We start from the raw sequence: 19,997 nt of genomic DNA on the forward strand, positions 1-19,997 counted from the left end.
GAGAACCGCTACGCCAGCGGTGAAGGTGAAACCATTCACCGCACCGATTTCACGGTCATCCCGGCGTCGGTCTCTTATCGCCCGGCGCAGAGCACGGCGTGGCCGCGCACCTACGGCCCGCAGACCGCGAAAGTGGTCGGGCCGCAGGGGGAGAGTATCTGGACGGATAAATATGGTCGCGTGAAGGTGAAGTTCCACTGGGACCGTCTGGCGAAGGGTGATGACACCAGCTCCTGCTGGGTGCGCGTGTCGAGCGCGTGGGCCGGCCAGGGCTACGGCGGTGTGCAAATTCCGCGCGTGGGCGATGAGGTGGTGGTGGACTTTATCAACGGCGACCCGGATCGTCCGATTATTACCGGGCGCGTGTATAACGAAGCCAGCATGCCGCCGTGGGCGCTGCCGGCAGCGGCGACGCAGATGGGCTTTATGAGCCGCACGAAAGACGGCTCGGTCGACAACGCCAACGCGCTGCGCTTTGAGGACAAGGCAGGTGCAGAGCAGGTGTGGATCCAGGCCGAGCGCAACATGGACACCAGCGTTAAGAATGATGAAACGCACAGCGTCGGTGGCGAGCGCAGCCATTACGTTAAGAAAAACGAGCTGCATCGCGTGGAGGCTAATCAGATCCAGGCGGTGAAAGGTGGAACCGAGATCCTGACGGGGAAAGGCAAGCTGGATGCGGCGGTGGAGCAGTACGTTATCGCTTCCGGAACAAAGCTGAGACTTGTCTCCGGCGAGAGCGCCATTGAGCTTAACGCGAACGGCAAAATTAGCCTGATCGGCAAAGAGTTTAACTTCTTTGTTGAAGGGGATGGTCATATCACGACGGGCGGAAAGCTGCACCTGAATACCTCAGGCACAAAACCGGGCACCACGGCGCCGGGCGCGGGGCATAAAGGGGATATTGATGCGGCGGTGCAGGCGAAATTCACGCCGCCGAAAGAATAACCGCTTTCTGTCTGCCACCATGTTGTCCATAACGGTCCTTAAAATTCTTCAGCATTCTTAGACGCGGATTCACCAATGAAATATACCCTCCAGGAAGGTTCGTTTTCCCTTTTCCCTGCGGCCTGGCAGGATAACAGCATGAATATTATTCGCGATGACGAAAGCGGGCTGTCCGTTGTGGTCAGCCGCGGCGTTATCCCGGATGGCAGCGATTATGAGGAAGAGTTCCACCGCCAGTGGGACGTGATGCGCCCTCAGATGGGCGAGGTCGTTCAGAGCGAGTTCCAGAGTGTGAAAACCGGGCCTGACGGCAACATCAGCGGTCTGGAAGTTGAAACCAACTTTGACCATAACGGGCAGCGCCTGTGGCAAAAACAGCTGGCCGTGCAGACGCCGGGCAAACCGGTGTTGATGATTTTTACCCTCTCAGCGCTCAGAGCATTCACTGAAGAGGACGAGGTGCGCTGGAGCGCGCTTAAGCAGAGCCTGACGCTAAACGACAACCGGAATGTGTAAGGCATGAGCGATAACAACGCGGCCCGTAAGGGCGATGAGATTATTCACTCCAGCATTTTTGCTGACATCACCAGCATTGTGGCGGAAGGTGCCGCCTATGCGGTGATCGGCGCGGCGGTGGGTGCCGCAGCTACCGTGGCAGCGCCATTGCTGGGGGCAGGGGCGGCAGCCGCAGGCGTGGCGGCGATTGGCTCCAGTTGTCTGTTAAGCGGCATCATTGGCGGCGTGCTGGCAAACGTGGCGGGGATCACAGACGATATCAGCAACGCCGCCGAAGGGTTAGGCAACGCGCTTTTCCCGCCGTCGCCTGCGGGGAAAATCACAACGGGTTCGAATAACGTTCTGACGAATGCGATCCCTGCCGCGCGCGCGGCCGGAACGCTGACGCCAGCAGATACCCCTTCACCTGAGCCGCAGTCTCCGGGCAGCTTTGCCGATTACGCGGGCATGCTGCTTTCCGCTGCCGGACAGTTTGGTAGCGAAATGTGGCAGCCGAGCGTGGCGTCTGCCGCCGCGGGCACCTCACCGCTGGAAGAAGACAAGGTGGCGTGTGAAAAGCACTCCGGACCGCAGTATCTGGCGGAAGGCTCGAAAAGCGTCTTCATTAACGGCCAGCCTGCGGTGCGTGCGAAAGATCGCACCACCTGCGAAGGGACCGTTTCTGATGATGTCTCCCCGAACGTGATCATCGGCGGCGACACGCTCACGGTTCGCGATATCAAAAGCGGCAAAACGCCGGGTCTGGCGCTGGGGATGATTGCGCTCTCCCTGCTCCGCGGCCGTCCGGGCAAGATCCTGAAAAACATGCCCTGCGCGCTGGCGGCAGCCGGCGGCGGGATGCTGGCCGATATGGCCGTCAATGCCGTGTTTGGCTCCTCGCACCCGGTGCATGCCGCCACCGGTGTGAAGGTGCTGAATGACGATGATGAACTCGATTTCTCGCTGCCGGGCCGCTTCCCGCTTCGCTGGCAGCGCAGCTACAACAGCCTGACCACCCGCGAAGGGTTGTTTGGCCTGGGCTGGGCTACCGCCTTTGACAGCTATCTGACGCTGGAAGAAAACAACGCCACCTGGTACGACGAAACCGGACGCGAGCTGAGCTTCGAGCTGCCGCCTGTTGACCGCGCGTTTTACAGCATCAGCGAAGGCATCATTATCCGCCGTAATGAGAGCGGCGACGTGGCGATTGCTGACGATGACGGCGCGGTGTGGCGTCTGTATAAACCTACCCGGGCGAATCCATCCATCCTGCGTCTGGCCTCCCTCAGTGACGAGTACGGCAACGCGCTGCTGACAGAGTGGGACGAGCACGGCAGGCTGGTCGGTCTTCACGACGAGCCGCGGGCGATAGACGTCACCCTGCGCTATGAAGACGAACGATTCCCGCAGCGCGTGACCGCTGCCAGCCATTTCGACGGCAACCAGACATGGCCGCTGATGCAGTGGGGCTACGATGCGCGCGGACAGCTGGCGAGCGCGACGGATGCCTCCGGCGTCGTTACCCGCGAATACCGCTATAACGACCACGGCCTGATGGTCTGGCACCGCCAGCCGGGCGGGCTGGAGAGCGAGTACCGCTGGAAAAAATTCGATCACTGGCGCGTGGTGGAAAACCGCACCAGCACCGGCGACGGTTGCCGCTTTAGCTACGATTTTGCCGCCGGGCTGACGACCGTTGAGCACTACGACGGTCAGACGCGCCGCCACTACTGGAACGCGCAAAATCTGATCGTCCGCTACGTTGACGAGCGCGGTGAAAACTGGCGCTACGAGTGGGATGACAACGAACTTCTGACGCGTCGCATCGATCCGCTCGGGAATGCCGTTACCTTCGTTTATGACGAGATGGGCAACCGGGTGCAGGAGATCGACGCCGACGGCAATGCCCGCGCAACGAACTGGTTTGAGCACCGCGCGCTGCCGTCAGCCATCGTTGAAGCCGACGGCAGCGCCACCCGGTTCTGGTACGACGAACATCACGGGCTGAAGCGTGTGGTGGATCCGATGGGACAGACCACACAGCTGCGCCGGGACGAGTTTGGTCAGGTCGTTGAAGAGGTCGATGCCGCCGGCAACAGCCGCTACCAGGAGTACAACGAGGCCGGGCAGATCGTTCGTGCGACTGACTGTTCCGGGCGTATTACCCGCTACCGCTATCATCCGCTGGGCTGGCTGGTGGCAGAGATAAGCGCTGACGGCGAAGAGACCTGTTACCGCTACGACGCCGCAGGTCGCCCGGTGCAGCTCGATCGCCCGGAAGGCTGGACGGAGTCGCTCAAATGGAACGAACGCGGTCTGCCGGTGAAGCATGCTGGCGCGGACGGTAAAGAAAGTGAGTTCAGATACGATGAGGCCGGGCGCTTAACCGCCACGCGTAATACTCAGGGTGAGGAGGTTCGCCGCCGCTGGGACAGCCGAGGGCGTCTGGTTGCTCTTGAAAACGAAAACGGCGAAGCGTATCAGTTCCGCTGGGGAGCAGATTCGCTGCTGCTGGAAGAGGTAGGGCTCGATGGTGTGGCCTCGCAGTACCGCTACGACGCCTGCGGGCGCACGATAGCGCGTACCTTTGCCGCCGGTCATCCCGAGGCCATTACCCACGCCTTTGCCTGGAGCGCGAGCGGCCAGCTGGTCGCCCGCACCACGCCGGAAGGCCAGACACGCTACCACTACACCCCGTCAGGGCTGCTGAGCCGGATTGGGCTGCATCCTGCGCTTTCAGCCGACGCGTGGAGCACCGAGGCAGAGCAGGAACTCGCCTTTGAATATGACGCGCTCGGTCGCGTGACGCGCGAAGCGGGCGAGCACGGCGAGCTGGCGTGGGAGTATGACACGCTGGGCAACCGCACCTCCGTCACGCTGCCCGATGGCCGCGAGCTGAAGCAGTTCTACTACGGCAGCGGACATCTGCTCAGCATTGCTCTCGATAAGCTGTCGGTCTCCGATTTTACCCGTGACGAACTCCACCGTGAAACAAGCCGCACGCAGGGGCTGCTGACCACCCGCAGCGAATACGACCGTCTCGGCCGCCTGCATCGCCGGGACGTCTTTACCGGCAATGCCCAGCGCCCGTCGCCGCGCCGCTGGTCCCGCCGCTGGGATTACGACTATCGCAATAACCTGGTGCGGGAAGAGCGGGACGATAACCCGTTCAGCTGGTACCGCTGGCAGTACGACAGCGCCGGGCGTATGCTCGTTCAGGACGGTACGCTGCCCGGCCAGGAGCAGTGGCGCTGGGACGCTGCAGGTAACCCGCTCGAAGGCTCTGCCGAGAAGGTTACACACAACCGCCTGACGCAGCTGAACGGCATTCGCTGGCGCTATGACAACCACGGCCGCACCGTGGAGAAAGATAACGGTCAGACTCGCTGGCACTACCGCTATGACGGCGAACATCGCCTGACGGAGGTTATCAGCCAGCCGCGGGATCGCAACAGGCCGCAGACGCAGGTCAGCTTCCGCTACGATCCGCTCGGACGACGCATCAGCAAAACGCGCCGCCAGATACTGGGTGGTCAGCCAGTCGGCAAGCGGGTCACCACCCGGTTTGTCTGGGAAGGGTTCCGCCTGCTGCAGGAGCTGCACGGTGACGTGCCGCTGACCTACGTCTACAGTGACCAGGACAGCTATGACCCGCTGGCGCGTATTGACGGCGCTGATGCCCCGGAGATCTTCTGGTTCCACTGCCAGCCCAACGGCACGCCGGAGCGGATGACAGATATCGAAGGGCAGGTGCGATGGGAAGGCGTTAACAGCGCCTGGGGCAAGCTGCTGCGGGAAAGCGAGACGCAGCTATCAGGATATTCCCAGAACCTGCGGATGCAGGGGCAATACCTGGACCGTGAGACAGGGCTGCACTACAATCTGTTCCGGTATTATGACCCGGACTGCGGGCGGTTTACGCAGCAGGACCCGATAGGTTTAAGTGGCGGTATAAATACTTACGTTTACGCCATTAATCCTCTGAATTGGGTTGATCCATTAGGATTGAAAGCGAAGTGTGCACCGACTCGAGCAAACGACCATAACCAGGCGGCATTTGGTAGGCAGTGGCAAGGAAGAGGGATTTATCAAGGCCGTGATTCCTGGTCAAACACAATGCTTAAAGAAGGCGATATTGTTTATGGTGGAGCGCCTGGGCAGTCAGGATTTTATTTCGACAAAGCCACTTTAGATGCTGCTAATGGTAGTCGACAAAAATTATGGGAAAGCTTACAAGTCCTACCTCATGAAAAATTTGGGTTTAGAAGTAAGATTCAGATGTATAGAGTCAAACGAGATGCTATTGCTGGTACGGGACAAGCTTTGTCACAAGATACTGAAATGTTTGGCAGCGGTGGCGGTACCCAGTTCTTCCTTTCGAATTATAAAAAAGTTCTGGAACCTATTGGCCTTCCATTTGATATTGGGATATGAAAATGAATTTTGACGCAGTAACTGGTGTTCTTCAATTTAATAATAGGGTGCTATTAGGACCAAGAGTTACTAAGGCAGAATTGTTTTATAATACAAATGTAGGGTGGGAGGGGTGGCCTGAGAAAAAAGACAATAAAACAGTCTCATACAGAACTATCCTTAAAGGCGACCATGAGTACGGAGATATATATATCATAATTGATTTCTTGGTTCCTAATGATCCTAACTCATTAATTCGCAGTTGGCGCTTCGCCCCAGAAAAATTATTGATGGGAAAACAGAATAAACCCGAAGGGAAAGTCACCCGATGTTTAAGGGAATGGTTCAAAGCTAAATCGGCTATTGTTCTTCCTGTATCAAGGGAGTGGGGACATGTTGATGCTGCTTATGACCCTCACAACCTAACTGGAACAATTGTCTGTCACTATTGCTTAGGCCATCATGAGTTGTAAGTGGAGAACTGGTAAAATTATATGATTCAATTGAAGTTGCTTATATGGCTATGTCATAGCATTTCAATATAAATTAAACAGTTGCCATTCTAAATGAGGTATCTCGAAGATGACGGTTCGATTAACGCATGGGTGCCTAAAACATTTGAATTCAAATCCGCACCAGTCACATATTTTGGTTTTGATAAATTAGACTCCGGGTGCACAGAAAGAGATGCATTCCAGATTAAAGGAGCAGATAAATTGAATTCACTTGATCCTTTTGATAAATCATGGAGTGAGGGTCGTCTTAGAGCTGAGTTTGATACGCTTCAATTATATGAAAATGGTGTTCCGCAAGTGCGAGACCAAGAATGTTCGGCGATAGACCAGGAGCGCCACTTGAACTGTTTGCTAAGGCATACCCTGAATACGGGCAAGGAAATGTTCAACAGCTGCATGCTGAAAATAGAGTTATTAATTTCGACAAGTTTGATATTCTGCCAGTGGAACCATGATAAATTTACAATCTTATAATGAAGTGTTAGATTTCCTGGTTCTGTTTTTTCAAAAATATATTCTTGATTCTAATTGTCTACATGATATGCAATATATTTTAGATGATTGTCGAAAAGAAAAAATGGTGGCTATTCGAGCTATAGACTCATGTTTTATGGAATATAGGCGAAAGACTCAAGATTATAGAGTCCCTACTTATGAGGAACAGGAGATATGGAGACGGTTATTCAATATATGGCAGTGAAATATTAAATAAAAAATGGCTGGATGGTTTTTTACTTAATATCCCGTGTTATTTTACTCAGGTTATACTATTACCATCGATTTCAGGAGGTAATCTGTTTTTTTGGGAATGTGTTAGTATAATTCCGGAGTAAAAGCGATGACAGAAGAAAAGTTACGAAAGAATCTTGTTTTTCTAATAAAAAAATATTTTCGGGAAAGTCAACAGGAAGCATTTTATGATGACATATCAAAGCCTGATTTGCCAGTGAAAGGTATTTTAGCTGACTTTAATAAAGTCAAAACAAGAACCGTTGATGAAGCGGATGGAGATTTGATACGTGATATTTATTTTTATTTTTGCTAACTAATAGTCATGTGAGGAATTGATTTTTTCAGGTTGTTTATTATGTTTGTTTTTTATGGAGGCTGAGCAGGTTGATGCATGGGGCAGGGTAAATGACTCTTGACTCTTCCCAATCCTTATCCTCCTCTCTGAGAGATATTGGGATTATATCAATTACGGCTTTTGTTTTATATATCACGCACTACGCTGATTTCCTCCTTTTCACTTAATTCACAATCTGTTCGCCGCTGATGATAATCCGCTCGAAGAACGATTGAGAAAATTACCCATAACCGCCTGCTGCAGAAGGTACACGGGGACGTGCCGCTGACCTAAGTATACTGCGACCAGACAGTGATGACCCGCTGGCACATATTGATGGCGTTAATGCTCCAGAGATCTTCTGGTTCCACTGCCAGCCCAACGGCACGCCAGAGCGGAGAGTGGATATCGAAGGGAGATGCGCAGGGAAGGGGCGAATAGAGCCTGAGGTAAGCTGCTGCTGGAAAGCGAGACGCAGCTATCAGGATATCCCCAGAATTGGATGTGCCAAACAAATCAGTGTATGAAGTCAGGAATGCCTATCATGAATTACGATTCATATAATGAAGTACACGATTATCTCAAGGTTTTTTTCAACGAAAGAGTGGATTCATCAATTTATTTAGAAAAACTAATGACTTTGATTGAAGGTTCTCGCTCTGAAAAAACCGTGACTATAAGAGCTATCTATGAAACGTACATGAAGTATGTAAAACAAAATAGAGATGGCATAAAAGTTATCGCTGGGGAAAAAGAAATGTGGATTGACTTACTGTACCATTGGCAATAAGACCTTATTGTTGTGCGGATGTCATTGTAAATGATTATAACAAATGTAATTTGTACAAGGGAAATTCTCCTCATATGGTTGTTATCATGTGAGTCGCTTATATCATTAAGATTTTGTCAGACAATCAAAAGTAAATCAGGGTCACATGATTGACTTAAAATTTAAACCGATTACAGGTGAACTATATCTTGATGGTTTGCCTTTGGAAATTGATACTGAAGAAGGCTTTTGTAAGTGTGATATATACCACGAATTAGTAAAGAAAAAAGCTATAAAGAAAACCATGCCAAATCACTACCTTGTTGACTCAGTAGCGTTTTTCGACAAAGAATTTCAAGTTAATATACGGCCAGTATGCTATGGCTTTCCTTTTATGCTTCATCTTGTTGATAAAAATAGTCAATACTATAAAGCATTTAATGATTGGAATGCTCGAACTAATATTCACATGCTAAATAAATCAGTCAAAAGCTTGTCTGATTGGTTGAATGGATCACTAAACCTGGACACGCCTGATATTACGGAAACAGACATCATTAGGTGGAACTATGAGTGGGGGCGGGTTTCAGTCTCATATGAGACAAAGTCATTTAATCATGGGATGTATATAGTTTGGAATACAACGTAGTCACTTCCAGGCAAGGTGGTTTAGATATGTTAGAAATGAACCTTGATGTTCATACTGGTTTTGTGGCAATTAACAGCTACCCACTCGAGTTAAAAGATGTTGATACTTTTAAAAATTCCGCATTTTACAAATTCTTCTCGCCATTGACTCCGATAGGACCTTTTTATTTCTCTATCGATAATATTAAATGGAAAGATCAAATTTTCATTTTGGAACTGAGGCCTTCAGTATTTTCTTTTTCTCCATCAATATTCCTTACCAGTAAGGATGGAAGTTTTTATAAAACTCTAGATGATTGGGATAAAAGGGCTAATCTGAGTAATTTATTGGATGAGCGGCAGCGTTTGACAGCATGGGTTGAGAATGAAATAACCTCGAAGCCTAAGCTTAAAATTACAACCCCTCCATATGGAATTCAATGGGAGCATGAATGGGGAAGTATTGTTGTACAGTCTAATGAAAAAAGCTTCGATTGTGGTATTTATATCGAATGGAATGTTTGACATAAATAATGTTATTAATTAATAAAGTCCCTCATTTTCTTCTCGCCTTACTTTTTTATTAATAAAATTAAAAGATCAAAAAATGAAAATAACTAATCGACTAAAGAAAAAGTTATTAGTCCTCGATGGCATTGACAATGATTTCATAGAGTATGGAAAGGAAATAGCATGCCCTGAATGCGAGGGTGTAATAGTCTACTCTATCGTAAACTCATATGATTTTGACACGCTCACTGAAGAGGTAAAATGCTTTTTGGTTAAGAAAATGAGAGGTGTGAAGCTTGTTAGTGAACATAAGAAATATAGCTATGATGAAAGCCAATTAGATGTTTCGAAAAACACATGTTCAAAGTGTTTAAAAGAGTTTTCCACTGTATTAACGTATAAAGAAGTGCAGCCAGCCCGATACCGGGTATATCTTGTGGGGCTTTTTGAAGGGGATTTGAAGCAGATCAAACTTTAAAAGTTGAGGTTTACCAATGATTGAAAATCTCATTTGTATTAAAGAAAAAGACCTGCTTCAATGGGCGTGTGGTGAAAGTAACATACTGGTTAGTATGCCATTTTTTGACTATGCAATGGTCGACTCAACACGCCAGTTAGTCTTTGCGTTAAGCGAGTCAAAGCCACTACCAACCGTTTTGACCATCTTCAATGCGCAGGGCGAAAAACTATTTTGGTCAGCACCTCCTGAAGGCGCATTTTTCTATTACTTAACTTTCAACCTGTCAAAGGAAGTGGTTGTGGTCTGTAGCTATGCGGAAAAGCAAAACGGCTGGCATGAGTGGTTTTATTCCTGGGATATGAAGCGTAATGCTTTGTCTCAATTGGGCCCAGCGTATTAACATCAAAAGCGCCAAAAAACGATAACAATAACCGGTAGCAAAAGAGGGCTGCATAAGCAGTTCCAACAACCGGTTTAAAACAGAGCTATGAGGCAAAGGATGAGTACGGTTTACATTGTCATATTGACCTATATCAAACCCCTTGAAGAGGTTGACGCAGCGATTCCTGCTCATGTGGAGTGGCTAAAAAAGGGGTATGCAGAGGGGATATTTCTGGCATCGGGTAGACGGATCCCAAGAACCGGTGGAGTCATACTCGCTAAATGCGAGAGTCTGGTCTCTCTCGAAGAGCGCTTGCGCGAGGATCCTTTTCAGGCGTTGAAGCTTGCGACTGCCGAAATCATTCCCTTTGAACCCAGCATGAAAACAGAACTATTAGAAAATGTGTTTTAACCCCGCAATAAAAAAATCCACGCCAGGGCGTGGATTTTTTTCATTCAAGACGACTCAGACGTTGAACAGGAAATTCATTACGTCGCCATCTTTAACGATATAATCTTTCCCTTCCGCACGCATCTTGCCTGCTTCTTTCGCGCCTTGCTCACCCTTGTAGGTGATGAAGTCTTCAAACGCGATGGTCTGCGCACGAATAAAGCCTTTCTCGAAGTCAGTGTGGATTTTACCAGCCGCTTGAGGCGCCGTTGCACCTACAGGGATGGTCCACGCACGCACTTCTTTCACGCCAGCGGTGAAGTAGGTCTGCAGGTTCAGCAGCTCATAGCCTGCGCGAATTACGCGGTTCAGGCCCGGCTCTTCCAGACCCAGCTCGGCCATGAACTCTTCACGGTCGGCGTCGTCCAGCTCGGCGATGTCGGATTCAACGGCAGCGCAAACTGCCACAACCACAGAACCTTCTGCCGCTGCAATTTCACGCACTTTGTCGAGGTACGGGTTGTTCTCGAAACCGTCTTCGTTAACGTTGGCGATGTACATGGTTGGCTTAAGGGTCAGGAAGCTCAGGTATTTGATTGCCGCTTTGTCTTCTTCAGTCAGGTTTTTCAGCGCGCGCAGCATGCCCGCGTTTTCCAGCTGTGGCAGACATTTTTCCAGCGCAGCCAGTTCCGCTTTCGCGTCCTTATCGCCGCCTTTGGCTTTCTTCTGCACGCGATGAATCGCGCGTTCGCAGGTGTCGAGGTCAGAGAGCGCCAGCTCGGTGTTGATGACGTCGATGTCGTCAGCCGGATCCACTTTGTTGTTAACGTGGATAATGTTGTCATTCTCGAAGCAGCGCACAACGTGGCCGATCGCTTCGGTTTCACGAATGTTGGTCAGGAACTGGTTACCCAGGCCTTCACCTTTGGATGCGCCTTTTACCAGGCCCGCGATGTCCACGAACTCCATGGTGGTTGGCAGAATGCGCTGCGGCTTCACGATTTCCGCGAGCTGGTCCAGACGCGGATCCGGCATTGGCACAACGCCGGTGTTAGGTTCGATGGTACAGAACGGGAAGTTCGCCGCTTCGATACCCGCTTTGGTAAGCGCATTAAACAGGGTGGATTTGCCCACGTTTGGCAGACCGACGATACCGCATTTGAATCCCATTTCTAAATCACCTTAATATCTTGATAATCAATCCGTTAACGATAACCGATTGATGAAAAGTAAATAACTACGCCTATTATACACGTAACCCGCATGACGCGCGGTAAAAATGCCGTACCGGGTGGATTATTGCGCTTTGAAAGCGTGCAAGCGGTTTGTCGCCTTGGTTAACCCATCTTTCAGCCAGATTTCGGTGCAGCGCGCCGCTTCGTCTACCGCTTCGTCAATCAGTTTCTGCTCAGAAACCGGGGGCTTACCGAGTACGAAACCGACAACTTTGTTTTTATCGCCCGGATGACCGATTCCGACGCGCAAACGGTGGAAATTCGGGTTATTGCCCAGCTTACTGATGATGTCTTTAAGACCGTTGTGGCCGCCGTGCCCGCCGCCCAGCTTGAATTTTGCTACGCCGGGTGGGAGATCCAGCTCATCGTGAGCCACCAGAATTTCATCCGGATTGATGCGATAAAAGGTTGCCATCGCCGCAACGGCTTTACCGCTCAGGTTCATAAAGGTGGTGGGCACCAGTAAGCGAACATCCGCGCCTGCAAGATTGATACGTGAGGTATATCCGAAGAATTTAGGTTCTTCACGCAGGGGAGCACGTAACCGCTCGGCCAGCAGATCGACGTACCATGCCCCAGCGTTGTGGCGAGTGGCCGCATATTCTGCGCCCGGGTTGGCGAGGCCGACAATCATTTTAATCGTCACGATTCAATTCCTAATGGGTTCCAGATCTGGCGCGTAGTTTACTGTCTGGCGCGCCGCTTGACAAAATTCTGCGACCATCATAACGAAATGCGAATAATTTCAGGTTTGAACAATTAGAATTTCAAGCTGTTCAAAGCCTTATTTGTAAACTTTTGTTTGGGCGTTATCTGTAATTGTGATCATTCACGCAACTCATAAAAGGGGCGTTGTCTATACTTTACACACAAGGATTAGGGGCTTTTCCCCTGACAACCCAAAGTTCCGGAGGTGACACATGAAACGCAAAAACGCTTCGATACTCGGTAACGTGCTAATGGGGTTGGGGCTGTTCGTGATGGTAGCCGGGGTGGGTTATTCAATTTTAAACCAGTTACCACAGTTTGATCTCCCGCAATACTTCGCGCATGGCGCGATATTGAGCATCTTCATTGGTGCGGTATTATGGCTGGCGGGGGCTCGCGTGAGCGGCCATGAGGAAGTGTGTGACAAGTACTGGTGGGTGCGCCACTACGACAAACGCTGTCGTCGCGACCAGCATAAGCACAGCTAGTGCTACGATGAAGAACACCGAAACGGTTCCCTGGGGAGCCGTTTTTTTTTGCATCATGGGTTGACCCTCACGTAACGTAAGGCTCCAGAGTGGCGCCACTGGCAAAGAAAAGGAGCAGTTATGTTGATTCAGGTGGGTGAGCTGGCGAAACGTGCCGGGATCACCGTGCGGACATTGCACCACTATGAGCAAACAGGGTTGTTGCTGCCTTCTGCCAGAAGCGCGGCAGGTTACCGGCTTTATAACCTGGCGGATGTCCAGCGTCTGCACATGATCCAGGCGTTGGCAAAAGCGGGGCTGGAACTTGCTGAAATCAGGGATTTCCTGGAACAGGAGTCGCTGTCGTTAACCGAGTTACTCGATGCGCAAATCACGCTGCTGGATAAACAACTGCGCAGCATACATACGCTGCGCGACCGGCTGGTGGAGTTGCGGACCGGGCTTATCGACGATGCGACGCCGGATCTGGAATCCTGGCTACAGACTCTGGAGTTAATGAATATGTACGATCGCTGGTTTAGCAAAGAAGAGTTACAGCAGCTGCCGTTTGCAGTGCAGAAGGATGCGCTGGCGGCTATCTGGTCAGGACTGGTTGCACAAGCCAAAACGCTTCTGGAGCAAGATATACCCATTACGGACGCGCGAGCCATGGATCTGGCGACGCGCTGGATGGAACGCCTGGAGCAGGACACGGCGGGCAAGCCGGAGTTTCTCACCCGGCTGAACGAGATGCACAGCGTTGAACCGCAGATGCAGGCGCAAACCGGCATCACGCCGGAGATGACGGATTACATCACGCGCGCATTTGCGGAATCCAAGCTCAGCATATGGGAGAAGTATCTCACTGCAGAAGAGATGGCCTTTACCCGGGCGCACTACTTTGACCGCATGATGGAGTGGCCACCGCTGGTGGCGAAACTGCTTCATGCGCAGCGGGAAAATATCGATCCCGTCACGGAGGAGGCGCAAAAGCTGGCCGAAAACTGGCTGGCATTGTTCCAGTCTTACGCAAGTACCAACCCGGAGACCCAGCAAAAGTTTCGCACTGCCATGCGGCAGGAGCAGCACCTGATGAAAGGAACATGGATGACGCCTGCCGTGATTGCATGGCTACAGCAGGCGATCGGGGTGATGATGCAGAGACGTTTCTCTGCATCAGGTGACTCACAGATCCGCTAACGCAGCTTCGCGGTTAGGGTAGAAGGAGAGTCGGCCAGGGATAGGCTGCACGCCCGCGCGCGCCATGGTGCGCAGTGGCTGGAATTCCAGGTTACTCACCCGCAGCTCACAGCCTTCCGGCAGACGTGCCACAAAGCGCTGGAAGGCATCCAGGCCGCCTGCATCCAGGACCGGTACGGCATCCCATTTAAGCACGACAACCCGTTTGCCCACGATGCGGGACTCCAGATCGCTGAACAGGCCTTCCGCCGCAGCGAAGAACAGCGGGCCAATCACGCGCAGCACCAGCACATCGTCAGGCACCTCCACGTTAACCGGGGAGAGGCGCGTCATCTGCGCGATGCGGCGCATAAACAGCAGGGACGCCAGCACGATCCCGACGCTGATGGCGATAACCATATCGAACAGCACGGTCAGCGACATGCAGATCAGCATCACGATGATGTCGTCTTTCGGCGCGCGACGCAGCAGGTTCACCACCTTGTGCGCCTCACTCATGTTCCACGCTACCATCAGCAGCAGGGCAGCCATGGCGGAAAGCGGCAGCCAGGAGAGCAGCGGGGCGAGGACCAGCAGCGCCAGAATCACCAGTAGGGAGTGAATGACCGCAGAGACCGGTGACGTCGCCCCTGCGCGGACGTTCGCGGCAGAACGGGCAATCGCAGCCGTAGCCGTAATACCGCCGAAGAAGGGCGCGATAATATTACCTAATCCCTGACCGACCAGCTCGCTGTTGGCTTTGTGTTTGGTGCCGGTCATGCCGTCGAGCACCACGGCACAGAGCAGGGACTCAATCGCCCCCAGCATCGCCATAGAAAATGCGGCGGGAAGCAAAGCGCGCAGGGAATCCCAGCTTAGGGTAAAGCTGGAGCCGGGCATGTCCCACGGCAGCACCAGCTGCGGCAACAGCTGCGGAATGCCGCTACCCTGTGAACCGTCCGCCAGAACATAGTGGAACTGCGAGCCGATGGTCGCGACATGACCACCGAACATATTGACGATAGCCATTACCGCGCAGCCCAGCAGCAGTGCGGGCAGATGGCCCGGGAGACGGATCCCCAGACGAGGCCAGACGATCAGCGTACCCAGCGTCACAATCCCAATGGCAGCGTCGCCCAGGTTGGCGGTCGGCAGCGCCATAAACAGCGCCCCCACTTTCTGTAAATAGTGCTCAGGAACATGAGTCATCTGCAGGCCGAGGAAATCCTTGATCTGCATGGTTCCGATGGTGATACCAATCCCCGAGGTGAATCCCAGCGTCACGGAAAGGGGGATGTACTCTATCAGTCGACCAAAGCGGGCCAGGCCAAACAGAATCAAAAAGACGCCGGACATCAGGGTGGCGACCAGCAGGCCTGCCAGACCAAACTGCTGCGAAACCGGGTAGAGGATCACCACAAAGGCGGCGGTCGGGCCGGAGACGCTGAAGCGCGAGCCGCCCGTAAGGGCGATGACGATCCCGGCAACGGCCGAGGTGTACAGACCATACTGCGGTGCAACGCCGCTGCCAATCGCCAGCGCCATCGCCAGCGGGATGGCGATAATGCCGACGGTGATCCCGGCAATCAGGTCACGTACAAAGCGTGATGAGGTGTACTTCTCTTTCCAGCAGGCGTCGATGAGGGCGCGAAAGGGCAGAACATGTGAGGAGGTTACGTTTTTCACAATTATCTATCATCCGTATGCGCATCATCTGTCATGTGAATGGCAGGTGAAGGAGGCATTAATCATACAAATAAAACCCAGAGACAAAAAAACCCGCCGCAGCGGGTTTATCGGCCGTGTTCGATTAGTGTTCGAACATTGCTGAGATGGATTCTTCGTTGCTGATACGACGAATCGCTTCGGCCAGCATCCCGGACAGGGTCAACGTACGCACGTTTGGCAGTGCTTTGATCTCGTCGCTCAGTGGGATGGTATCGCATACCACCACTTCGTCAATGACGGAGTTGCGCAGGTTGTTTACCGCGTTACCGGAGAAGATCGGGTGGGTCGCGTAAGCGAACACGCGCTTGGCACCACGCTCTTTCAGCGCTTCAGCTGCTTTACACAGGGTACCGCCGGTATCGATCATGTCGTCAACCAGCACACAGTCGCGGCCAGCAACGTCACCGATGATGTGCATCACCTGAGAAACGTTAGCGCGCGGACGGCGTTTGTCGATGATCGCCATGTCGGTATCGTTCAGCAGCTTAGCGATAGCACGGGCACGTACCACGCCGCCGATGTCCGGAGAAACCACGATTGGGTTGTCCAGGTTCAGCTGCAGCATGTCTTCCAGCAGGATTGGGCTGCCGAATACGTTATCAACCGGGACGTCGAAGAAGCCCTGGATCTGCTCTGCGTGCAGGTCAACGGTCAGTACGCGGTCAACACCGACGCTGGACAGGAAGTCAGCGACAACTTTAGCGGTGATTGGCACACGTGCGGAACGGACGCGACGGTCCTGACGGGCATAGCCGAAGTAAGGGATTACAGCAGTGATACGGCCTGCTGAAGCGCGACGCAGGGCGTCGACCATAACAACCAATTCCATCAGGTTGTCGTTCGTTGGAGCACAGGTGGACTGGATGATGAAAATATCACCACCGCGTACATTTTCGTTAATTTGTACGCTGACTTCGCCGTCGCTAAAGCGACCTACGGCGGCGTCGCCGAGGGAAGTGTACAGGCGGTTGGCAATACGTTGTGCTAGTTCCGGGGTGGCGTTACCAGCAAAAAGCTTCATATCAGGCACGAGAAGAACCTCAGGCATGCGTCCAGTGGTGGATAGCGTTCGCCGCAAACTGTGCGGGCCAGGCGAAGGCTATCCAGGCGGTGTATTAAAGAGCGCGATGCAACGTCTGGAACAGGGTGACGTTGTCACCGAAACTCAGTCTGCGCCAGAATGGCCTGCTGTAGGGGGGAGGTGTTCATCCCGCGTGCTACAAAACCATGCAGCCAAACCGGCGCTTGCTCAAGCACCTGACGAGCGGCGGATTCGGTGTCAAATTCAGCAAAGACACAGGCCCCTGTACCCGTAAGGCGCGACGGCGCGTATTCTAACAGCCAGGAAAGCACCGCATCAACCTCGCGAAAACGTTTTCTTGCGATATCCTCGCAATCGTTGCTGAATTCACAATTTAATAACGTTTCTATTGACCGTTCCGGGGTATTTCTTTTCAGGTCAGGATCTTTAAAGATGACCGGTGTTGGAATGCTCACGCCAGGGTGGGCAACCAGATACCATTTTTCCGGCGGGTCGACTGGCGTGAGGATCTCGCCTACGCCCTCGGCAAAAGCCGCATGACCGCGAACAAACACCGGGACATCAGCCCCCAGCGTCAAGCCTAAGGCTGCCAGTTCGTCCTGTGACAGCCCGCAGCCCCAGAGATGATTCAGCGCAACCAGTACGGTCGCGGCGTTAGATGAGCCACCGCCCAACCCGCCGCCCATCGGCAGACGCTTCTCGATACGGATATCTGCCCCGCTTCCCTCGGGCAGACGGCCAGATTTCGCTGCGGCTTTCATCAGAAGGCGCGCGGCGCGCACGATCAGGTTGTCCTCATGCGCCACGCCTTCAACGGGCGTCAGCAGACATATCTGTCCATCCTGGCGCAGCTCAATGGCGATCGTGTCGCCATAATCAATAAACTGAAACAGCGTCTGCAGGGTGTGATAACCGTCAGCACGCTGGCCGGTGATGTATAAAAACAGGTTCAGTTTTGCCGGAGAGGGCCAGTGGGTCATCATTTAACGATCCAGTTGTCCATTTTCAACTTAATGCGCTGGCTGCCTTGCGTCAGCTCCATATTCGACGGCAACGACGGTTTACTCTTGCTGTCATAGGCGCTGTACACCACTTTCCACGTCTTGCCATTCTGAGTGTAGTTCACCTGGCTGAGACGGTATTGATCGTCAAGCTGGTAGTCTGTTGCCTCACCCGGCAGGCCAAGGATCCACTGACGCAGGCTGTTGAGCGGGATAGGCATCCCGGTCAGCTTGCCAATCATCTCTTCGGCGTCTGTCGCGGTGTAGTGCTGGCCTTTGTTATCGGTGATCTGCGCTTCGCCCGGTTTGGCGATAAGCTCCAGTTCGGTGCTGCCCAGCGGATTTAACAGCAGCAGGCGATAGTTGTCCTGACCCGTTTGCTGCCAGAAGAAACGTGCATAAACCTTTTGCTCGTCAGAGAGATAAGCGAAAGCGCCGCGGGTCTGGTACTGGCTCAAATTACGGACGTCCTGCTGGTGCTGACGCCACTGCGGTGAATCAGGGCTTTTGCCCGGGCCTTTTGGTTGGGTGACGGTACATGCGGTCAGAACCAGTGCCGCCAGCGGCAGCAGGCGAATCAGTCGGGTCATAATGAGGACAAATCCTTGAGATACGTTGCAGTTATGACTGTTAATGCTAGCGTCCCACAGTGCTACCGTCTACGTTCAAATTATCTCAAAGCGTTGTGTAACCTATTACTCCGAAAGGGGGCAGTCCCTTTTATTGATCTCGCGCATCCTGTATGATGCGTTCTGCTAACCTTATTAACGCTGGTACTACTCCCGCTCAACATGACCCTATTAGCACTCGGCATCAACCACAAAACAGCCCCGGTTTCACTGCGAGAACGCGTGACGTTTTCGCCGGATACGCTCGACCTGGCGCTGGATAGCCTGCTTGCACAACCGATGGTGCAGGGTGGCGTGGTGCTCTCGACGTGCAACCGTACCGAGCTGTATCTCAGCGTGGAAGAGCAGGATAACCTGCACGAGGCGCTGATCCGCTGGTTATGCGACTACCACAACCTCAACGAAGAAGAACTGCGCAATAGCCTGTACTGGCATCAGGACAACGATGCGGTCAGCCATCTCATGCGCGTGGCCAGCGGGCTGGATTCGCTGGTGCTGGGCGAACCGCAAATTCTTGGGCAGGTGAAAAAGGCGTTTGCGGATTCGCAAAAAGGGCATCTGAAGGCCAGCGAGCTGGAGCGTATGTTCCAGAAGTCGTTCTCCGTGGCAAAGCGAGTGCGAACCGAAACCGACATTGGTGCCAGTGCGGTTTCTGTTGCTTTCGCGGCCTGTACCCTCGCTCGTCAAATCTTTGAATCTCTGTCGACCGTCACCGTGCTGCTGGTGGGCGCGGGCGAAACCATCGAACTTGTGGCGCGCCATCTGCGCGAGCATAAAGTGAAAAAGATGATTATCGCCAACCGCACCCGCGAGCGTGCGCAGGTGCTCGCGGACGAAGTGGGCGCAGAGGTCGTTGCGCTGAGCGACATCGATGAACGCCTGAAAGAGGCGGATATTATTATCAGTTCTACCGCCAGCCCGCTGCCGATTATCGGTAAAGGGATGGTGGAGCGTGCGCTGAAATCCCGCCGTAATCAGCCGATGCTGCTGGTCGATATTGCCGTCCCGCGTGATGTTGAACCCGAAGTGGGCAAACTGGCGAACGCCTATCTCTACAGCGTGGATGACCTGCAAAGCATCATTTCGCACAACCTTGCCCAGCGTAAAGCGGCAGCGGTGCAGGCGGAAACCATCGTTGAGCAGGAAACCAGCGAGTTTATGGCCTGGCTGCGCGCGCAAAGCGTCAGCGAGACCATCCGCGAGTACCGCGGGCAGGCTGAACAGGTGCGTGATGACCTGACAGCCAAAGCGTTAGCGGCCCTGGAACAGGGCGGTGACGCAAATGCAATCATGCAGGATCTGGCGTGGAAACTGACCAACCGCCTGATCCATGCACCAACCAAATCTCTTCAGCAGGCTGCCCGTGACGGGGATGATGAACGCCTGACTATTCTGCGCAACAGCCTCGGGCTGGAATAGCGCCCTACACCCAT

21 protein-coding genes are annotated in these 19,997 nt (G+C 53.0%); 15 read left to right on the forward strand and 6 right to left on the reverse strand.

The genetic code is table 11. The features are described 5' to 3' along the window. The 12 genes from AC2T6E_RS00005 to AC2T6E_RS00060 all read left to right on the forward strand — a co-directional run. A partial coding sequence (locus AC2T6E_RS00005) for a type VI secretion system Vgr family protein (protein ID WP_486690077.1) occupies positions 1 to 948 on the forward strand: 948 nt, incomplete at its 5' end. A 75-nt stretch (positions 949 to 1,023) separates the two neighbouring features. Then, positions 1,024 to 1,464 (forward strand): DcrB-related protein, encoded by a 441-nt coding sequence (locus tag AC2T6E_RS00010; protein ID WP_182400746.1) that lies wholly within the window; start codon positions 1,024 to 1,026, stop codon positions 1,462 to 1,464. 3 nt (positions 1,465 to 1,467) lie between these two features. Continuing rightward, positions 1,468 to 5,877 (forward strand): RHS repeat-associated core domain-containing protein, encoded by a 4,410-nt coding sequence (locus AC2T6E_RS00015; protein ID WP_486690079.1) that lies wholly within the window; start codon positions 1,468 to 1,470, stop codon positions 5,875 to 5,877. Between the two features lie 2 nt (positions 5,878 to 5,879). After that, a complete protein-coding gene (locus tag AC2T6E_RS00020) occupies positions 5,880 to 6,329 on the forward strand; it encodes a hypothetical protein (protein ID WP_126816992.1) in 450 nt (149 codons plus the stop codon). Positions 6,330 to 6,422: 93 nt separating this feature from the next. Continuing rightward, positions 6,423 to 6,845 carry a hypothetical protein gene (locus AC2T6E_RS00025; protein WP_486690081.1) on the forward strand — a complete coding sequence of 141 codons (423 nt, stop codon included), beginning with the start codon at positions 6,423 to 6,425 and terminating at the stop codon, positions 6,843 to 6,845. 364 nt (positions 6,846 to 7,209) lie between these two features. Next, positions 7,210 to 7,416, forward strand: coding sequence for a hypothetical protein (locus AC2T6E_RS00030; RefSeq protein ID WP_486690083.1), 207 nt, complete (start codon positions 7,210 to 7,212; stop codon positions 7,414 to 7,416). Positions 7,417 to 7,981: 565 nt separating this feature from the next. Continuing rightward, positions 7,982 to 8,227, forward strand: a complete 246-nt coding sequence (locus tag AC2T6E_RS00035) for a hypothetical protein (RefSeq protein WP_126817000.1) — start codon at positions 7,982 to 7,984, stop codon at positions 8,225 to 8,227. Positions 8,228 to 8,372: 145 nt separating this feature from the next. Next, entirely contained in the window at positions 8,373 to 8,855 is a 483-nt protein-coding gene (locus AC2T6E_RS00040; protein WP_486690085.1) for a hypothetical protein, read from the forward strand. Between the two features lie 26 nt (positions 8,856 to 8,881). Continuing rightward, on the forward strand, positions 8,882 to 9,358 hold the full coding sequence (locus tag AC2T6E_RS00045; RefSeq protein WP_486690087.1) for a hypothetical protein: 477 nt from the start codon (positions 8,882 to 8,884) through the stop codon (positions 9,356 to 9,358). Positions 9,359 to 9,440: 82 nt separating this feature from the next. Next, complete coding sequence (locus AC2T6E_RS00050; protein ID WP_108417836.1) at positions 9,441 to 9,821, forward strand: hypothetical protein; 381 nt, start codon at positions 9,441 to 9,443, stop codon at positions 9,819 to 9,821. Positions 9,822 to 9,837: 16 nt separating this feature from the next. Continuing rightward, the gene (locus AC2T6E_RS00055) at positions 9,838 to 10,203 is read left to right on the forward strand and encodes a hypothetical protein (protein ID WP_486690090.1); all 366 of its coding nucleotides are present in this window, start codon (positions 9,838 to 9,840) and stop codon (positions 10,201 to 10,203) included. Positions 10,204 to 10,302: 99 nt separating this feature from the next. After that, positions 10,303 to 10,596 carry a YciI family protein gene (locus AC2T6E_RS00060; protein ID WP_103791397.1) on the forward strand — a complete coding sequence of 98 codons (294 nt, stop codon included), beginning with the start codon at positions 10,303 to 10,305 and terminating at the stop codon, positions 10,594 to 10,596. A gap of 54 nt (positions 10,597 to 10,650) precedes the next feature. Here the strand turns inward: AC2T6E_RS00060 and ychF are convergent, their stop codons facing one another. Together ychF and pth are read right to left on the reverse strand one after the other, a co-directional pair. After that, complete coding sequence (gene ychF / locus AC2T6E_RS00065) at positions 10,651 to 11,745, reverse strand: redox-regulated ATPase YchF (RefSeq protein ID WP_010432886.1); 1,095 nt, start codon at positions 11,743 to 11,745, stop codon at positions 10,651 to 10,653. Between the two features lie 126 nt (positions 11,746 to 11,871). Then, complete coding sequence (gene pth, locus AC2T6E_RS00070; RefSeq protein WP_095451149.1) at positions 11,872 to 12,456, reverse strand: aminoacyl-tRNA hydrolase; 585 nt, start codon at positions 12,454 to 12,456, stop codon at positions 11,872 to 11,874. 274 nt (positions 12,457 to 12,730) lie between these two features. Here pth and ychH point away from each other — a divergent pair, with 274 nt between their 5' ends. Together ychH and AC2T6E_RS00080 are read left to right on the forward strand one after the other, a co-directional pair. Further along, positions 12,731 to 13,006: a stress-induced protein YchH gene (ychH, locus tag AC2T6E_RS00075; protein WP_042713911.1), complete on the forward strand. Its 276-nt coding sequence runs from the start codon at positions 12,731 to 12,733 to the stop codon at positions 13,004 to 13,006. A gap of 120 nt (positions 13,007 to 13,126) precedes the next feature. After that, positions 13,127 to 14,185 carry a MerR family transcriptional regulator gene (locus AC2T6E_RS00080; RefSeq protein ID WP_486690094.1) on the forward strand — a complete coding sequence of 353 codons (1,059 nt, stop codon included), beginning with the start codon at positions 13,127 to 13,129 and terminating at the stop codon, positions 14,183 to 14,185. Here AC2T6E_RS00080 and dauA read toward each other — a convergent pair. The 4 genes from dauA to lolB form a co-directional block, all read right to left on the reverse strand. After that, complete coding sequence (gene dauA / locus AC2T6E_RS00085) at positions 14,171 to 15,850, reverse strand: C4-dicarboxylic acid transporter DauA (RefSeq protein ID WP_464357723.1); 1,680 nt, start codon at positions 15,848 to 15,850, stop codon at positions 14,171 to 14,173. The genes AC2T6E_RS00080 and dauA overlap by 15 nt on opposite strands. A gap of 124 nt (positions 15,851 to 15,974) precedes the next feature. Continuing rightward, complete coding sequence (gene prs, locus AC2T6E_RS00090) at positions 15,975 to 16,922, reverse strand: ribose-phosphate diphosphokinase (RefSeq protein ID WP_003856663.1); 948 nt, start codon at positions 16,920 to 16,922, stop codon at positions 15,975 to 15,977. A gap of 125 nt (positions 16,923 to 17,047) precedes the next feature. After that, positions 17,048 to 17,917, reverse strand: coding sequence for a 4-(cytidine 5'-diphospho)-2-C-methyl-D-erythritol kinase (ispE, locus tag AC2T6E_RS00095; protein WP_486690097.1), 870 nt, complete (start codon positions 17,915 to 17,917; stop codon positions 17,048 to 17,050). Continuing rightward, positions 17,914 to 18,525 (reverse strand): lipoprotein insertase outer membrane protein LolB, encoded by a 612-nt coding sequence (gene lolB / locus AC2T6E_RS00100; protein WP_010432909.1) that lies wholly within the window; start codon positions 18,523 to 18,525, stop codon positions 17,914 to 17,916. Before lolB ends, ispE begins: the two co-directional genes overlap by 4 nt. Positions 18,526 to 18,726: 201 nt before the next feature. On the opposite strand from lolB, the gene hemA reads away from it, so the two are divergent. Further along, positions 18,727 to 19,983, forward strand: coding sequence for a glutamyl-tRNA reductase (gene hemA, locus AC2T6E_RS00105; RefSeq protein ID WP_010432912.1), 1,257 nt, complete (start codon positions 18,727 to 18,729; stop codon positions 19,981 to 19,983). Positions 19,984 to 19,997 lie beyond the last annotated feature (14 nt).

This window comes from Enterobacter sp. B79-1, assembly GCF_057444735.1.

Bases quoted from the DNA above. Each gene is read 5' to 3' on its own strand.
- AC2T6E_RS00010 (WP_182400746.1), top strand. From the start codon at position 1,024: ATGAAATATACCCTCCAGGAAGGTTCGTTTTCCCTTTTCCCTGCGGCC.
- AC2T6E_RS00015 (WP_486690079.1), top strand. From the start codon at position 1,468: ATGAGCGATAACAACGCGGCCCGTAAGGGCGATGAGATTATTCACTCC.
- AC2T6E_RS00020 (WP_126816992.1), top strand. From the start codon at position 5,880: ATGAATTTTGACGCAGTAACTGGTGTTCTTCAATTTAATAATAGGGTG.
- AC2T6E_RS00025 (WP_486690081.1), top strand. From the start codon at position 6,423: ATGAGGTATCTCGAAGATGACGGTTCGATTAACGCATGGGTGCCTAAA.
- AC2T6E_RS00030 (WP_486690083.1), top strand. From the start codon at position 7,210: ATGACAGAAGAAAAGTTACGAAAGAATCTTGTTTTTCTAATAAAAAAA.
- AC2T6E_RS00035 (WP_126817000.1), top strand. From the start codon at position 7,982: ATGAATTACGATTCATATAATGAAGTACACGATTATCTCAAGGTTTTT.
- AC2T6E_RS00040 (WP_486690085.1), top strand. From the start codon at position 8,373: ATGATTGACTTAAAATTTAAACCGATTACAGGTGAACTATATCTTGAT.
- AC2T6E_RS00045 (WP_486690087.1), top strand. From the start codon at position 8,882: ATGTTAGAAATGAACCTTGATGTTCATACTGGTTTTGTGGCAATTAAC.
- AC2T6E_RS00050 (WP_108417836.1), top strand. From the start codon at position 9,441: ATGAAAATAACTAATCGACTAAAGAAAAAGTTATTAGTCCTCGATGGC.
- AC2T6E_RS00055 (WP_486690090.1), top strand. From the start codon at position 9,838: ATGATTGAAAATCTCATTTGTATTAAAGAAAAAGACCTGCTTCAATGG.
- AC2T6E_RS00060 (WP_103791397.1), top strand. From the start codon at position 10,303: ATGAGTACGGTTTACATTGTCATATTGACCTATATCAAACCCCTTGAA.
- ychF (WP_010432886.1), bottom strand. From the start codon at position 11,745: ATGGGATTCAAATGCGGTATCGTCGGTCTGCCAAACGTGGGCAAATCC.
- ychH (WP_042713911.1), top strand. From the start codon at position 12,731: ATGAAACGCAAAAACGCTTCGATACTCGGTAACGTGCTAATGGGGTTG.
- AC2T6E_RS00080 (WP_486690094.1), top strand. From the start codon at position 13,127: ATGTTGATTCAGGTGGGTGAGCTGGCGAAACGTGCCGGGATCACCGTG.
- ispE (WP_486690097.1), bottom strand. From the start codon at position 17,917: ATGATGACCCACTGGCCCTCTCCGGCAAAACTGAACCTGTTTTTATAC.
- lolB (WP_010432909.1), bottom strand. From the start codon at position 18,525: ATGACCCGACTGATTCGCCTGCTGCCGCTGGCGGCACTGGTTCTGACC.
- hemA (WP_010432912.1), top strand. From the start codon at position 18,727: ATGACCCTATTAGCACTCGGCATCAACCACAAAACAGCCCCGGTTTCA.